This window comes from Streptomyces tubbatahanensis (genome assembly GCF_022699385.1).
Lineage (GTDB): Bacteria > Actinomycetota > Actinomycetes > Streptomycetales > Streptomycetaceae > Streptomyces > Streptomyces diacarni.
Window position 1 is genome coordinate 5463854 of record NZ_CP093846.1, and the last position, 15080, is coordinate 5478933.

At 70.4% G+C, this 15080-nt stretch carries 9 protein-coding genes and 2 pseudogenes; 7 read left to right on the forward strand and 4 right to left on the reverse strand.

The annotated features are described in order from the left end of the window. Position 1: 1 nt before the first annotated feature. From MMF93_RS23685 to MMF93_RS23695, 3 genes are all read left to right on the forward strand, one after another. Complete coding sequence (locus MMF93_RS23685) at positions 2-2110, forward strand: ATP-binding protein (protein WP_242754621.1); 2109 nt, start codon at positions 2-4, stop codon at positions 2108-2110. Positions 2111-2174: 64 nt separating this feature from the next. Beyond that, positions 2175-3878 carry a hypothetical protein gene (locus tag MMF93_RS23690; RefSeq protein WP_242754623.1) on the forward strand — a complete coding sequence of 568 codons (1704 nt, stop codon included), beginning with the start codon at positions 2175-2177 and terminating at the stop codon, positions 3876-3878. 77 nt (positions 3879-3955) lie between these two features. Next, positions 3956-4411, forward strand: coding sequence for an alpha/beta hydrolase fold domain-containing protein (locus tag MMF93_RS23695; protein WP_242754625.1), 456 nt, complete (start codon positions 3956-3958; stop codon positions 4409-4411). Here MMF93_RS23695 and MMF93_RS23700 read toward each other — a convergent pair. Next, positions 4314-5006, reverse strand: a complete 693-nt coding sequence (locus tag MMF93_RS23700) for a TetR/AcrR family transcriptional regulator C-terminal domain-containing protein (protein WP_242754627.1) — start codon at positions 5004-5006, stop codon at positions 4314-4316. The two genes, MMF93_RS23695 and MMF93_RS23700, sit on opposite strands and share 98 nt — an antisense overlap. Positions 5007-5332: 326 nt before the next feature. On the opposite strand from MMF93_RS23700, the pseudogene MMF93_RS33760 reads away from it, so the two are divergent. From MMF93_RS33760 to MMF93_RS23710, 3 genes and pseudogenes are all read left to right on the forward strand, one after another. Then, positions 5333-5530 (forward strand): annotated as a pseudogene (locus tag MMF93_RS33760) (MFS transporter); the annotation flags it as partial. Positions 5531-5543: 13 nt separating this feature from the next. Beyond that, the gene (locus MMF93_RS23705) at positions 5544-6104 is read left to right on the forward strand and encodes a hypothetical protein (RefSeq protein WP_242754629.1); all 561 of its coding nucleotides are present in this window, start codon (positions 5544-5546) and stop codon (positions 6102-6104) included. 177 nt (positions 6105-6281) lie between these two features. After that, positions 6282-7040, forward strand: a complete 759-nt coding sequence (locus tag MMF93_RS23710; protein WP_242754630.1) for a class I SAM-dependent methyltransferase — start codon at positions 6282-6284, stop codon at positions 7038-7040. 221 nt (positions 7041-7261) lie between these two features. On the opposite strand, the pseudogene MMF93_RS23715 reads toward MMF93_RS23710, so the two are convergent. Then, positions 7262-7995, reverse strand: a pseudogene (locus MMF93_RS23715) (GAF and ANTAR domain-containing protein). 134 nt (positions 7996-8129) lie between these two features. Continuing rightward, positions 8130-9332, reverse strand: coding sequence for a PP2C family protein-serine/threonine phosphatase (locus MMF93_RS23720; RefSeq protein ID WP_242754632.1), 1203 nt, complete (start codon positions 9330-9332; stop codon positions 8130-8132). A 1453-nt stretch (positions 9333-10785) separates the two neighbouring features. Here MMF93_RS23720 and MMF93_RS23725 point away from each other — a divergent pair. Beyond that, positions 10786-13302: a tetratricopeptide repeat protein gene (locus tag MMF93_RS23725; protein WP_242754634.1), complete on the forward strand. Its 2517-nt coding sequence runs from the start codon at positions 10786-10788 to the stop codon at positions 13300-13302. A gap of 26 nt (positions 13303-13328) precedes the next feature. On the opposite strand, the gene MMF93_RS23730 is transcribed toward MMF93_RS23725, so the two are convergent. Beyond that, positions 13329-15014, reverse strand: coding sequence for a hypothetical protein (locus tag MMF93_RS23730; protein ID WP_242754636.1), 1686 nt, complete (start codon positions 15012-15014; stop codon positions 13329-13331). Between the last annotated feature and the right edge of the window lie 66 nt (positions 15015-15080).

Consider the following 15080-nt stretch of genomic DNA (forward strand, 5'->3'; position numbering starts at 1 on the left):
GGTGAGCGAGCAGGGCGCGAGTGGCGACGTCACGCGGAATCTCGTCGCGGGTCGGGCGGTGATCCACGGGTCGGTGATCCAGGCGAACCGCATCGAGTCGCTGACCCTTCCGGCTTACGAGCCGCCCCGCCCCCGGCAGGTGCCCCCGCTCACGCGGGACTTCGTCAATCGGGACCGGGAGCTCGCCGAGCTGGACGCGGCAGCCGCCGCGGCCGTGTCGGGCCAGGGGCCGCGCATCGTACTGCTGTCGGGGCTCGGCGGCATCGGCAAGACCGAGTTGCTGTCTCGTTGGACGGGCTCGGATCACCACCCGCGCTGGTTCCCCCAAGGGCAGTTGTACGTGGACCTGGAGGAGCTGCGGCAGGACGGCGCCGCTGATGTGTGCGCGGTCCTGTGGGACTTCCTGCTCGATCTGGGCGTCCACCCGGACGTGGTGCCCCACGAGCGCAGGCGCCTGTCGTCGCTGTACAGGACCGTCTCCGCGAACGGCGGTCTGCTGGTGGTGGTCGACAACGCTCAGCATGCCGCCGAGGTGCGCGGTCTGGTGCCGAGCACGGGGCTCCTGGTCGTCACCAGCCGCAGACTGCTGCCGGCGCTGGTGGCGCGGGACGGAGCTCACCCGGTCTCCGTCGGCCCCCTGGACGAGGGCGCCGCCTCCCGGCTGATGGCCGGACTGCGGGGTGCGCGGCCGTCGAGGGAGGACCCCACCGCGCGCGAAGCACTGCCGGAAGGGGCCTCGGTGGCCCTGGCCCGGCTGTGCGAGGGGGTGCCGCTCGCTCTCCTGACGGTCGGCGAATGGCTCGCGGCCCGCTCCCACCTCGATCTCGACCTCGACGAGACGCTGCGCTCCTTCGGGCCCGAGCGCCTGCTGACCGCAGCCTCCGGCGACGGGAGCCCGTCGATGAGCGCCATCCTCGACACGGTCCACGCGCAACTCCCCGCCTCCGCCCAGCGGCTGTACGCGCTCCTGGGCGCCGCCGAGCTGGTCACCTTCACGACGCCGCTGGTCCGTTCCGTGGCCGGTGACGAGGCGGACGACGCGGTGGGCGCCCTGTACCGCTCTCACCTGCTCACCGGCGCCGGGAGCCCCGGTCGCTTCCGCCCGCACGATCTCGTGCGGGCCCACGCCCGAGCCCTCGCCGCCCGGCTGCCCGAGGAGGAGCGGCGGTCACTCGTGTCCGCCGCGGCGGCCTTCTACACCACCGCGGCCGCGCACGCCGACCGGCTCGCCCTGGGCGAGGCGCGCTTCCGCCTCCAGGAGCCGCCCGGACCGCTGCCTCCCGGTCTGTTCGAGACCGGCGCCCAGGCCCTGGACTGGCTGGACGGCGAGCGCGGCAATCTGCTGCCTGTGGTGCGGGCAGCCATGACGCACGAGCGGTACGACGAGGTGTGGCGGCTGTGCGAGTCCCTGTGGGCGTGGTTCCACAGCCGGAGGCCGTACGCGGTCTGGCGGCCTGTGCAGGAGTGCGGTGTCGAGGCCGCACAGTGGGCCGGCCGCCGGGACGCCGAGATCCGGATGCGCAACCAGCTCGCCCGCCACGACTACCACAGGGGCCTGCACGACTCGGCCGACCAGCAACTGTCCGTCGCCGGCACGCTCTGCGAGGTCATCGGCCGCCCGGTGCTGAGCGGCATGGTGCACGAGACCCGCGGCCTGATCGCCCTCGCCCAGGAGCGGCACGCGGACGCTCTCTCGCTGTTCCGCCAGGCCCTCAACGCGAACGAGCAGGCCGAGGACCGCCACGGTGTGACCGTCCAGACCTACAACCTGGCGCAGGCCCACGTCGCCGCCGGTGACTGCGCCGCCGCGCTCGCCCTCCTGGAGGAGGCCGCGGACCGCGCCGCCGGCTCGACGATGCTCACGCGCATCGAGCTGGTCCGCGCCAGGGCCCTGCGGGGCCTCGGTTCCCTGGAGGCGGCGCTGGAGGCCGCGGTCACCGGGGCCGAACAGGCGGCCGCGCTGGGCTGGCACACCAAACTGGAGGAGGCTCTCGCGTTCCTGACCGGCCTGGCCGCCGACACCGCCGACGATTCACGGCTGCGCCGTGCATGCGATGCGAAACTGCGGGGACTGCGCCAGATCGTGGGCACCGTCCCGGACGGTGACTGACCCCGACTGCCGGCCGCCCGACCGCCCGCCCCAGCCGATTCGCCGTCCGGAGTACTCCTTGTCGATGCTGTCGTTCCCGTGGCTGCCCCGCACCCGCGCTGCCCGGTCGCGGCTCCCGCGCTGGAACACCTATCCGGCGCGGGCTTCGGTCCTCGGCGTGGCCCGTACCCTCACCTCGGCCACCCGGGTCCTGGACGTCATGCGGCTGCTGCGCCCCGAGGACGGCATCGACAAGTACTGCACGGTGAATCCGGGTTCCGCCTTCGCGGAGGGGCTCACCGAGTACCTGCGGCGTACCGGAGTCCGGGTGCTCGACTGGCGGGAGGCCACGCGCGGCAGGTTCGACCTCGCCGTCTCCTGCTCGGTGCACCCCTCGATGCGGCGGTTGGACGCGCCCCTCATGGTGCTCCCGCACGGAGCCGGCTACAACCGGCTCGTGACCGAGTCGACCGGGGACACGGTCTCACCCGCCGGCCTGTCGCGCCGCGAACTCACCCATCGCGGCAGAGTGATCCCCTCCGTCATCGGGCTCTCGCACCGAGAGCAGCTGACCAGGCTCGCGCGCTCCTGCCCTGAGGCTGTGCCCTACGCCGAGGTCGTCGGCGACTGGAGCTTCCAGCGGATCCTGCACAGCCTGCCGCACCGTGACGAGTACAAGGCCCGACTCGGCGCGGGCGGCGGGCGCCGGCTGGTCGTACTGCACTCGACCTGGAGCGAACACTCCCTGCTGGGACAGCACCCCGACCTGCCGCTCGACCTGGTCTCCCAGCTCCCGGCCGACGAGTTCGCCGTCGCCGCGGTACTGCACCCCAACGTATGGGCACGGCACTCGCCGCTCGGCGTGTACGAGCGGGTCGCCAAGGCCATGGACGCCGGCCTGCGCATGATCCCTCCCGAAGAGGGCTGGCGCGCGGCGGTCGTCGCGGGTGACTGGGTGATCGGCGACCACGGCAGCACGACGTTCTACTCCGCGGCGGCCAACCACGTCACGCTGCTGGCCGCCACAGGGCTGGACGAGCTGGACCCGGACTCGCCCACCGCCGCCTTCGCACGGCAGGCCCCGCGCCTCGATCCGCACGGTGACCTGTACGCCCAACTTCTGTCGGCCGAGCAGCAGTACGACCCGGAGGCGCTGCGCCCCCTCATCGACGCCCAACTCGCAGAGGTGGCCAGGTCCGACGTCCTGACCCGGGGCCACATGTACCGCCTCCTCGACGTGCCGTCCCCGACGGCGCCCCCCGACCCTGACCCCGTTCCACCACCGCTTCCCCGGCAGGGCCGCCCGCCGACAACCTACGACGTGACCGGCAGCGCGCACGGTGACGGCGTCGTCGAGGTACAGCGCCGCCCCGTGATCCCGGGCCACCACCGCGAGGCCCGCGGGTTCTACGCCGCCGCGGTCGAGCAGAGCCATCCGAGCTGGCTCAGCTCGGCCGAGGTAGTGGCCCGCACGGCCACCGACTCGGCCACCGACACCCCCGCGGCGGACTGGCTGCTGACGGCCCCCGACGACTTCCCCGACCAGGACGTACTGGTCGCCGCGATCGACGAAGCCTGCGCCCTCGTCCGACTGCGGGAGGGGCCCGTCCTCGAGGCACACACCCGACGCCCCTGGGGCGCCGCCCGCCCCCGCCTCGACCCCCTCCTCCTCGGCTCCGCCCTCCACCTCTGGCTCGTGGCAGGCGGCACCCCGGGGCGCCTCGTCGAAGGTCTCCTGATCCGCACCGGACGCCGCCACATGCAGGTCGGCTTCAGCGCCGCGCCCTGACACTCAAGCCCGCCCCGGTGCCTTAGGGATTTCCCGCCTGCAGGCCACGGTATCCGCCCGCGCGATACGGATGCGGCATGAGGATCACCTCCACTTCCCAGGTTTTCGCATTCCGCTTGCAAGAGAACTCTCCCCGTTGCCGTGAGCGCGATAGAAGTTCTGGGAGTGGTACCGAACTGCCCGCCGAGCGCGTAGGAGAGTTGCGATGCCTTTGGACCGTATATCCCGGAACTGATCAACAGGCGTTGCGCCGATATTCCCCCGGCGCCGGTCCGGGAATTGTCATCGAGAAGGCCCGTGAGCGGTACCGGGCGACACGCGGCCCGTCCGCTTCGGGACCAGGACGGTTCCGCGATCCGCTGAGGGCGGACTTCCGGGGCCTTCCGCCCACCGTCGTCGCCACAGCCGAGTACGACCCGCTCCGTGACGAGGGTCTCAGCGAGCCAGGTTGCCGCGCTTCCCGGGTGCTTCGCGCGTCGCGTCCCCGGACGCCGGGCGGGTCTGCTGGGCAGACGGGGCCGCCAGGTGGCTGAGTCCCTCGACGAAGACCCGCAGTCCGTACTGGAACCGCTCCGCCGGGTCCGTGTCCCACAGCGAGTCGAGCGCCACGGCGAACTGCGGTGAGACCTGCACGTCGAGCCGTTCGTTGCGCACGCGCCAGTTGTTGTCGGACGGCAACTGGCGCTGGGCCTGCTCCTCAATGGTGTGCCCGAGCACGTAGTAGAAGAGGGCGAAGGTGACCCAGCCCGCCTGAGCGGGGGGCAGCCCGGCGCGGCACAGCACCTGCACAGCCATGTCCGAGCCGACGATGGTGTTGACGCCGGGGGCGAACGTTCCCGCCACCACCCGGGCTCCGTCCCGGTGGCTGAGCAGGGCAGTGCGGAGCCGGTTCCCCAGGATCTCGACCTGGTCGGTCCAGGGGGAGTCGGGCAACGGGTCGCCCATGTCCTGGACGATCTTGTCGGCCACCGCGTCGAGCAGGGCTTCCTTGTTGGGGAAGTGCCGGTAGAGAGCGCCACCGTGCACGTTGAGCGAGGCTCCCAGCTTGCGCATCGTGAGCTGGTCGAGGCCTTCGATATCGAGAAAGCGCAGCGCTGCGTCCACGACATCCGACTTGCGAAGTGCCACTGATTCTCCCTTGATTGACATCCCCCGGGGGACATCGTAATGTGAACGGCGTTCACTCGCGATCGGCCGCCCATGAGGAGGCTCCATGCCAGAGACGCGAGATGAGTCAACTCCTTCTCTCCTCCGGCCAGGTCTGCCTTTCGGTTTCGTCGTGGCTATGTCGTGTCTTGCCCTTTTCATGGTCGTGCTCGACTCCACCATTGTCGCCGTGGCTCTGCCGGACATGAAAACAGGCCTGCACCTGTCAGCCGACCAACAGCAGTGGGTCGTCGGTGGTTATTTGATCAGCTTGGGCGGCCTGCTGCTCCTGGCGGCCAGCGGACCTCTTGGGGCACAAATGGGTGTTCCTGGCCGGAGTGGCGCTCTGCACCGTCGCCAGCCTGATCGGCGGCCTGGCGTCCGAGGCGACGGTTCTGATCGTGGCCCGCATCGCCCAGGGTGCCGGCGCTGCGGCGATGAGCCCGACCAGCCCGAGCCTCATCACAGCCAGCCGCACGGGGGCACGCGAGCGGTCACGTGCCCTGGCTCTCTGGAGCCATGAGGGGCGGGATCGCCGGCCTGGTCGGCGTGGTCCTGGGCGGCGTGCTCACCGCCGAACTGAGCTGGCGCTGGGTGCTGTTCGTCAACATCCCCCCGGGCGCGGTGCTGTTGGCCGCCGGGATGCTGTTCCTGTTCCCCACGGGCAGCGCCGAACGGATCCGGCTCGACCTGCCCGGCGCGCTCACCGTCACCGTCGGGGTGGGCTTGCTCACCTACGGGCTCTCGGAGGCATCCGACAACGGCTGGGGGGCATCGAACGTCGTGATCCCCCTGCTCGTCGCCGTCGTCCCGATCGCCACCTTCTTCTGGGGCGAGGTCAAGAGCGCCCACGCTGTCGGCCTCGCCGTGCTCGTGAACGTCGCGTCCAGCGCAACGTCGAGAGCGAGCCCCGACAGCGGCCCACCCGAGGCACTGGTTCATGGCTACCGAGTCGCGTTCCTGGTGAACGCGGGGATCATGGTCATCGCCGCGCCGGCCGCCCTGACGCTGCCGGCCATGAAGAAGGCCAAGGCGGAGACTCCGGCGCCGGCCGACGGACCGGCGGTCACCGAGCCGTGACCCAACCTCCCCTTGCAGTCCCGCCGGTGGAGTGCGGCATGGCCGCTCTCGCACCGCTCGTTCTTGCCGGCGCCGGGCTCATCCGACACCGCCCGGCCATGTCGCTCGCCTTGACGGCGACCTGCGGCGGCCACCGGTTTTTTTCAAGACGTCCGCAGCGAAAGTGAGGTCAGACGTATGGTCGGCAACAAGGATGACGGCTTCCCGCGGCCGAAGGTCTGGGCGCCGCGGTACGGGGTCGACGCGCCGGCGCTCCCCGCGGTGCTCGGGGCCGCCGGCGCCGTCTGCTGTGCGGCCGCGGGCCGGCGGCGGTCAGGACGCAAGGCGCTGCTGGCCGCAGGTACGTTGCTGCTCGCGCAGAGCGGCACCTACCTACACACCACGCTCCGTGGCAAGCTGCGCATCTGGAAGCGGGAGCTGGACCTGGTCGGCCTGAAGGGTGACGAGCGGCTGCTCGACATGGGGTGCGGGCGAGGCGCGGTACTGATCGAGGCGGCAGGACGGCTGCCGAGGGGGCACGCCGTGGGCGTGGACCTGTGGTCCGGGGACCAGAGCGGCAACCGGCCCGAGGCCACGCGCGCCAACGCCGCGGCGGCCGGTGTCGCCGACCGGGTCGATGTGCATACGGCCGACATGACCGCGCTGCCGTTCGAAGACGAGTCGTTCGATATCGTGACGAGTGCGATGGCGCTCCACAACATCTCCTCGCCGGAAGGTCGGTATCGCGCCTTGGACGAGGCCATGCGGGTGCTGCGCCCCGGCGGACAGTTGCTCCTGGCCGATGTCTGGTTCGCGGCCAAGAAGTACGTCAGGCACCTCGAGCAGGGCACGCTGCGCTCACTCGGCCCCGGGTACTGGTACGGAAGCCCCGCTGTGGGCGTCTCACTGCTGCACGCTGTCAAGGAGAGCCCGGCCACGTCTTCCGCCGAGCGGTAGGCCGCCCCGGCCGGACACGCCCGTGCATCCCCGCGAGGGACTCGCCCGCTTCGAGCCGCACGCCGGCAGAGGTGGCCCGGCCACAGGCCCGGGTCACCCTTCGTCTGTCAGCGACCACCGGGAATGGCAGGCAGACGATCCTCCCCTTGACCCTGGCCTGTGGGCGTTGGGCGACGCCTGGCACTCAAGCGCCGTGCACGGATGACCCGCGTACTCCGGCGCTATGGGCGGCGGGTGAGGTCGGGGTAGGCGGGGGGCTGCCCGCCGATGTCGGTGATCAGATCGGTGCACAGGTCGCGGAGTTTGCGGTTGTGGTGCTGGGAGATCTCGCGCAGGACGACGAAGGCGTCGTCGGCGGAGCATGTGCGCTGGCCCATGATCACGCCTATGGCCTGGTCGATGACGGCACGGGAGCGCACGGCGGTGCGGAGCTGATCGGCGAATTCCTCGGCATCGGCAAGTCGCTGGGCCACCGCGATGGCACCGGTCGCCTGGTCGGCCAGGGCACGCAGGGGACCCAGATCCGTGTCGGCGAAGACGCCGGGGCGGGGAGCGTAGAGATTGAGGGCACCGGTGGTGTGGGTGCGGGCGGCGATGGGCAGCGAGAGCGAGGAGCGGGTGCCGCAGGCTACGGCGTAGGAAGGGTAGTCACCCCAGCGTCGCTCATCGAGCATGTCTGGATCTCGGTGCCCTCGCGCAGAGCCTGAAGGCAGGGGCCAGTGTCGAGACCATACTGCTTCTCGTCCAGAGCGCTGGCGCTGTCTCCCGCGCTCACGACCGTCAGCGGGCGGTGAGCTCGCTCCAAGGTGATGCCGCAACCGTCCGCACCCGGCGCCTGCCGCACCGCCTGGTCGGCGATGACCTGCAGGAAATCGTGGAAGGTTTCGGTCTCCAGCATCAGCTGCGTCAGGTCGATGTCCGGGGCGGTCTCGTGGCCGAGGTCGCTGTTGCTCATGGCGGGCCTTCGTCTCCCGGGCCGTACACGACGGCCCGCGGTCGCTGCCGTTCGAAGGGGCCACGATAGTGGGCTTGTCGCCCGGGGCGCCGGGACCGGCCTCGGGGAGAGCGACTGCGGTGCGTGGTCGGCGGTCAGCCGCGGGTGGGGTGCCATTCGAACATGAGGATGGTCGCGTCGTCGCTCAGGTGGCCTTCCTGATGGGTGAGGATGGCGTTGATCAGCCGACGCAGGGCCTCGGGAGCGGGTTCGCCAGCGGCGATGGTGCGGATGAGGAAGTCGGTGAAGCGGTCCTCCCCGAAGCGCTCACCCGCCTGATTATGGGCGTCGGTGACGCCGTCGCTGTGGAGGAGGACGCGGTCACCGGGTTCGAGCTGGATGTGATCCTGGCGCCAGACGTGCTCCTCGTCCGCACTGCCCATGCCCAGCGGGAGCTGGGGGGCCCGTTCGAGGGCGCCGGGTACGACGGTCTGGTCGCGCAGCAGCAGTGGGGTGGGATGGCCGCAGTTGATCCAGGTCAGCACGCCGGAGTCCAGGTGCAGGTGCGCGAAGACAGCCGTGACCTGGCGGTCGGGGAACCAGCGCTCCAACTCGCCGTCGACGTTGGCGACGATCTCCTTCAGGTTGCCGCTGTCGCTGCGGCGCACCTGGCGGCAGCCGGCCATGGCGACCGTGGAGGTCAGACCGGAGAGCAGGTCGTGGCCCATGCCGTCGAGAATGGTGGTGTGCAGGTCGCCGTCGATCAAAGAGTGGTCGAAGGCGTCCCCGCCCAGGTCGTAGGCCGGCTCCAGGACCGCGCTGGAGGTGACCTGGTCGGTGCCCATCGTGCGCGGCGGCAGATAGGCCCACACCATCTCCGCCGACAGGCGCATCTTCGAGCTGCGCTGCAGGCGGGAGAAGGTATCGCTGTGGTGGCTCTTGGCCACCACAGCCAGTGCCACCAGGGACGCCAGAACCCGGCAGACACGCAGTGTGGGCTTGTCCAGGCTCTGCGCGTGCACGCCGAGGACGCCGATACGTTCGACGCCGTCGATCAACGGCACCCACACCTGCAAACCGCTGGTGCGGCTCTCCAGCGTCTGCGCCTCGCCGGTGCGGTAGGCCCGCCCGGCGTCGCTGTCCTCCACGCTCAACCGGTGCGAGGGCCGCTGAGCGCCTTCGGGCATCGAGACCAGGCTGTCCTGGCGGATGTCGGCCAGATAGATGGTGACCTCCTCCAGACCCAGTTCCCCCGCATGCCGGTTGAACAGCGCCGGGAGCCGGTCCGGGGCCACCTTGTGCATCTCCTCGGTGAGGACGGCCAAAGTGCCCTCCCCCTCCTGTACGCGCGCCTGCATACCCGCCACCGCCCTCCTGGACATTGGCCGGCTGGCCCAGCCGGGCAACCGGAGGAGAGGACAACCCGCCACCTTCACCGCAGGAGAAAAGGTGCGTTATGTCCCCATCGCCTTCCAGGGTAGACGGAAGATCCCCGCCGCCGGTGGGCCGACCTTCGTGCGGCCCACTCGTCAACCGCAACAGCCCGAAGGCCGGCACGGCTGCCGTAAGGCACTCGGCGCTACGGGCGGAGCCTGGGAGTGCGCAGAGAGGATCATCGGCGCCCCCCCCTCGCCTGCTGGCCGTCCCCTCCGCCCAGTGGGCCGGCCACTCTGGCTACGAAGAGAGATACCTCGGCCACCCGTACGACGGCGAGAGCTGGCAACCTCAGAGGAACTCTGACCTGGGGTTTCTCGTGTTTCTGGGGCGCTACCGGGCCAGCACTGTCCCGTCGGTTTCCGCCCCGCGTAGGACGATCCCTTCGGGCTAATACCAATCAGGCGTCGTCAGCGGACCGGAGCCCCTTCTCAGCTGTCTCGGTTCGGATTGGTGGTGCCGTGGCATCACGCGCATCGGCCATGCGGGAGCGGCACCCGTGCGCTTCAGGTCGCGATAGGTGTCGTACGAATTGCACCAGGTGCCCATCGCTCGGAAGCGTACCTGGAGCTCACCGGGCCGACTTGTGGGACTGCTGAGTTCGACGGTGCACTGTCGGTCGTAGTGAGGGTCTGCCCACGGCGCGTCGCACTCGCAGTGGAGTTTGTCGACGGCCAGACTCATGCCCCATTTCGGGTCGGTGAGGTGATCGATGAATGCGTCGCGGGAAGGTTTGACTCCCAAATCGCGCTTGAGCTCGATCCGCCACTGGTCCCACGTCGACCAGTAGCGGGTGCAGTACGCCGTCCTCAGCTCGTGGAACAGCCCGCTTCTGCGCAGTAGCCCACTCGGGAGCTAGGAGGGATCCTCGATGACCCGGGACATCTCTGCGTGGTCCTGGTGGAACGCCCTCTCCGGCGGAGTCATCTCCGCTTCGTTCCAGCAGGGCCGATACTCGGCGGATTTCAGCTGTTCTTGGCGGTCGGCAAGCAGATCTGCCTAGTTGGTGCTGCCGTTGCATGTGAGAATCACGATCGCCTTGGTCCCGGCGAGCGACAGGCGCAGCCCTTCCCGGCCGGCTCGTGTGGTCCGAATGCCGGGTACGCCGCGCTTGGGACGACACTGCGGTCGGGCGGTGTCAGGAGCGGCCTCCCATAGGGCCAATCCCCATGCTGCCTTCGCAGCCAGCCGGTGTCGTGCGACACGCCGACGCTCATAGACGCGTAGCAATGCCGACCCCGATCGAGGAAACAGCGCGTTGTTCCGGGAACGGGCGACCATGGGGGATGCGGCAGGCTGGGCTGTCCAAGCGTCCACGATCTCTCTACGGTTGGTGGTCGACGGCCTTGAAGGGCCGGATAGTGCGAAGGGGGCTGTGTGGAAGCCGAGTTGGCGGCTCTTGCCGCGTCGGGGGCGACGGCGCTGGTCGGGTTGATCGTTTCTGAGGGGTTCGAGCGGGCGAAAAGCGGACTGGCCCGGTTCTTCGGACGACGACGCGCTTCGGATGAGGTCGCCGAAGAGGAGCTGAGAGCCGCACACGCGGAGTTGGACAGAGCCCGGGTGGCTGGTGACCTCGGGGCCCAGGCGGAGGTCGAAGCCCGCCTGCGGCAGCGGCTGGAAGGCATGTTCCAGGAGGATCCGGGCGCCGCCGACGAACTGGCACGGCTGTTGTCCGAGCTGGCGCCGGACGCGTCGCGCACCTTCGTCAACCTGGTCAGCGGCGGGGTGAACCACGGCCCGGTCTTCCAGGGGGCGCCCATCCACGGTGACATCCACTTCAACGTCCCTCCTGCGCCTGCGCCGACGGGTCGGCCCGTCAGGCCGGATCAAGTTCCTGTGATGACCGTGCCGTTCAGCAACCGGACGACCGAACTCGGAAGCCTGGAGGCGAGGCTCGGCGCGCTGGCGGGCGGCTCCGGATCCGTGGGTGTCGATGTGTTGTTCGGACCTCCGGGAGTCGGCAAGCCGGCCATGGCCTGGCGGTGCGCGGAGAGGGCCAAGGGACGCTTCCCGGACGGACAGCTGTATGTGGATTTCGGGGCCCTGCGTGATCAGGCCGCGCCGCTGAGCGGCCCCGGCGGGGATGTCTCCGAGGCCCTGGCCATGTGCCTGAGGTCGTTGCCGGAAGGTGAGCTCGGCATTCCGGACTCGCTTCTCGACCGGACCAACCTGTTCCGGTCGCGCACGTCCGACCTGCGCATCCTTCTCGTCCTCGATGACGTCAACCAGGCCGCACAGGTGCGCGCGCTGATTCCCAAGGGGGCGGGCAGCGCCGTGCTGGCCACGAGTCAGGGCAGAATCGGTGAACTGGCCGTACAGGGCAGCGCCCGGCTGATCCGCGTCAAGCCGCTGGACGTGCACGGCGGGTTGGAACTGCTGAAGGACCGATGCGGTCCGGAGGCGGTCGAGGCTGAACGGGAGGCAGCGGAGCGCCTGGTGCTGTTGTGCGACGGGCTGCCCGTTGCCCTGCAGGTCGTGGCGGCGCGACTTGACGACGAGAACCTGAGCATGGCCGAACTGGCCGCCGAACTCGACGACGAAGCCAGTCGGCTGACCGGCCTCGCGCTGGACGGGGAGGAGTCCTCGGTGTCCGCTGTTCTGGGTCCCTCCTACCGACTGCTGCCGCCCGACGCGGCCCGGCTCTACCGGCTGCTCGGATGGCTGCCGTTCGGCATCTTCGACGTCGGCGTGGCCGCAATCGCCGCCGACGTCGCCCCGGGGAGCGCGAAGCACCTGCTGGGCGTCCTGGCAAAGGCCAGTCTGGTGGAGAAGACGCAGGACGGCCGGTACCGCATGCACGATCTGGTCCGTCTCCATGCCCGCGAGCGCGCCGCCGAGGAGGAGCCGCGGACCGAGCAGACGGCACTGGTACAGCGGGTCGGAACGCACTACCTCGTGCTGAGCGCGTTCGCTGACCGGGAGCTCAGGAAGGAGCGGCTGCGGATCGCCAACCTCGCGGATCTGGTGCGGGACGCGCACAACCCCTTCGCCGCAGCCGGTGGGCCACCGCCGCTGGAGTGGCTGGACACCGAGCGCTCCGCCATCCTCGCGATCCTGCGCCAGGCTGTCTCGCACGAGCTGTACACCCTGACCTGGCGACTGGCCGAGGCGTTCGCGGTGCTCTTCCTCTACCACCGCTACCTCAGGGCGTGGACGGAAACACTGGAGCTGGGCATCGAGGCGGCCGAGGCGGCGATGGCCACGGTGGAAACGGCAGAGGAGATCGAGGAGGTCACGGCGGGCGCGGCCCGACTGCGCAGCCTGCTCTCGCGCCCGCTGCTGGACCTCAGCGAGAACGACCGCGCGGGAGAGCAACTGGAGCGGGCCGTCGCCTTGGCCGAGGCGACCGATCGCCTCGCCTTGCAGGCATCCGTCCAGGAATTCCTCGGCCGATACCTGGACGTCGTCAACCCGGCCGAAGCGGCCGGGGCGTACCGGCGCTCCCTCGAACTCAACGAGCGGGCCGGGGAAGCCCGCGGAGCCGCCCTCGCCACCTTCTTCCTCGGACGCGCGCTGGGCGCTCAGGGCGATCACGCGGAGGCCCTGGTCCTGCTGCACCGGGCGCAGCAGGAGCTGGAGAACCGTGAGGAGCCCGACCGGCGGATGGCGGCCCGGGTGAAGGCCGCCATCGGCGTCGTACACAGCCATCTCGGTGACACCGGGCAGGCGATCCGCGAACTGCTGGAGGCGATCCGGGAGCTGGCCGAGGTGGCGGACGGCATGCAGTACGAGGCTCAGGCCCGGGCGAAGCTCGCCGAGGTCGCGCAACGAGCGGGCGGGCACGAGGAGCTGGTCCGCGAGTGCCTGAGCCGGGCCGCCGACATCCACGAAGCGCTTGGCGACCACTCCTGGGCAGAAGAGCTGCGGCGGCGGTTGGAGGACCCCGACGAGTGAGGCTGCCGCACGGGCGGGCAGGGCGATCAGCAGGTGGGAGGGGTGGGACGGATCCGTAGGAGGACATCCTCGTCCCGCGAGTCACCTATCCGCAGCGCCACTTGAGCGTCGTCCAGCGAAAGCCCCGCCCGCAAAAGGGCGTAGACGACCGCTGCCGGCAGACCCGCGTCCAGCGCCCGGCCCGTGGCCGCCGCCTCCACGACCCGGCCGTCCCTGAGACCGACCAGGCAACCGCCTCCGCTGACCGCCGATGCCGCGAGAAGACTGCCCGGCAGCTCGGCGAGGGTGTTCCCGATCCAGCGCAACGCCTCGACCGTGACGGATGCGGGTCGGCGTCGGACGAGCACCGAGGCGCTCTCGGTCAGCCGACGGTCGCGCTCGTCGTCCGCGCAGGCCAGATGCGTGAAGAGGGTGGCGGTCTCCGGGGGCGTCGTGCCGTACGCGGTGACGGTCGCCGGGAAGCGGCGCACGGTGACGGTCGGCGTCGCTGTGTTCTCGGTGATACCGGTGGTCACCTGCCACGAGGTGACCTGAGCGGCGGGTGGATCCGGAACCGGCAGTACCGGGGGAGTCGGCGGGAGAGAGGAGGGCTCGGGGAGCTTGAGCAGACGGTAGAGAGCGGTGCGAAGCCGGGCCAGGGCATGTCCCGGCTCGGCGAAGGCTTGCGTGGTGACAGCGGCGTACCGCTGGGGCGTGTGCTCGCGGATAACGTCCTCCACCTGCCGGCGCAGGCTCCCGCGTGTGTCGAGCCGGGGCGCGACGGACGACAGGGTGTGGACGGCCGTCCCGGGCACCGCGTCGTCGCCGAACGCCGCGAGCAGCAGTGGGGTGCCGGCCGCCGCGCCGTACAGCGTCACCGAGCCGTGGTCACCGATGAGAACGTCGGCCGCGACGAGCGCGGGCCGCCAGGCGTGGATGGCCGGCATCAGCAGCAGACCCGCGTCCAGGGCTGAGGACTGCAAGGTGCGGATCTGCCAGGCTCCGTGGGCCGACCACACATTGGGGTGGACGATCGCGCCGACCCGGTACTCGTCACAGGGCAGTTGGGCGATCAGCCGCGCGAGAAGCCGGGGGAAACGCCCCAGGAGCGAGGTGGGTCCCCAGGTCGAACTGACCATGACCAGACGCTGGTGTTCCGCGACGCCCAGCGCCTCTCGGTACGCCCTCCTGCGCTTCCGGCTGCTCACCAACTCGTCGAAGCACGGGTCGCCGACCAGCAGTGTGTTCCCGGCCGACTTCGGATGGGTGGCGAGCAACTGCTCCTCCTGCGCCGGATGCGAGACCGCCAGCCAGGCGCGTCCCGATCCCAGCAGGGAGTCCGGTACGACCCCGGAGAGCCTCTCGTGTGGACTCCGGGAATCCGGTACAAACTTCTGGAAGCCGACGCCGTGCGGCAGCACCAGTACCGGGCAGTCGCCCTCCGGCACGTCGATGTTCTCGCTGGCGGACAAGATGAGGTCGGGGGCGATCTGCCCCAGCTGTTCCCAGGGGGCGACCCGGCAGCCGGCGGCGTGGAGGAGATCGAGGACACCCTCGTTGAAAGCGGAGGTCGGGTCGTAGGCGAAGACGACGGTCACGCGGGCGTCGTCGCGCAGGAGTTCCGGCAGTGTTTCGAGGACGCGCACGGTCGAAGTCACCGTGCGGGCGGCTATGACCAGGGTGCGCTCGCCGCGGAAGGTGCTCCAGCGGTGGGCGTCCCGTCCCACGGGCACACGCAGCGGCAGGCTACCGAACACGCCGACCGCCTCTAACAAACCCGAACCTCCAGTCGGTCAGCG

Bases quoted from the DNA above. Each gene is read 5' to 3' on its own strand.
- MMF93_RS23720 (WP_242754632.1), bottom strand. From the start codon at position 9,332: ATGCAGGCGCGCGTACAGGAGGGGGAGGGCACTTTGGCCGTCCTCACC.
- MMF93_RS23690 (WP_242754623.1), top strand. From the start codon at position 2,175: ATGCTGTCGTTCCCGTGGCTGCCCCGCACCCGCGCTGCCCGGTCGCGG.
- MMF93_RS23705 (WP_242754629.1), top strand. From the start codon at position 5,544: ATGAGGGGCGGGATCGCCGGCCTGGTCGGCGTGGTCCTGGGCGGCGTG.
- MMF93_RS23710 (WP_242754630.1), top strand. From the start codon at position 6,282: ATGGTCGGCAACAAGGATGACGGCTTCCCGCGGCCGAAGGTCTGGGCG.
- MMF93_RS23695 (WP_242754625.1), top strand. From the start codon at position 3,956: ATGAGGATCACCTCCACTTCCCAGGTTTTCGCATTCCGCTTGCAAGAG.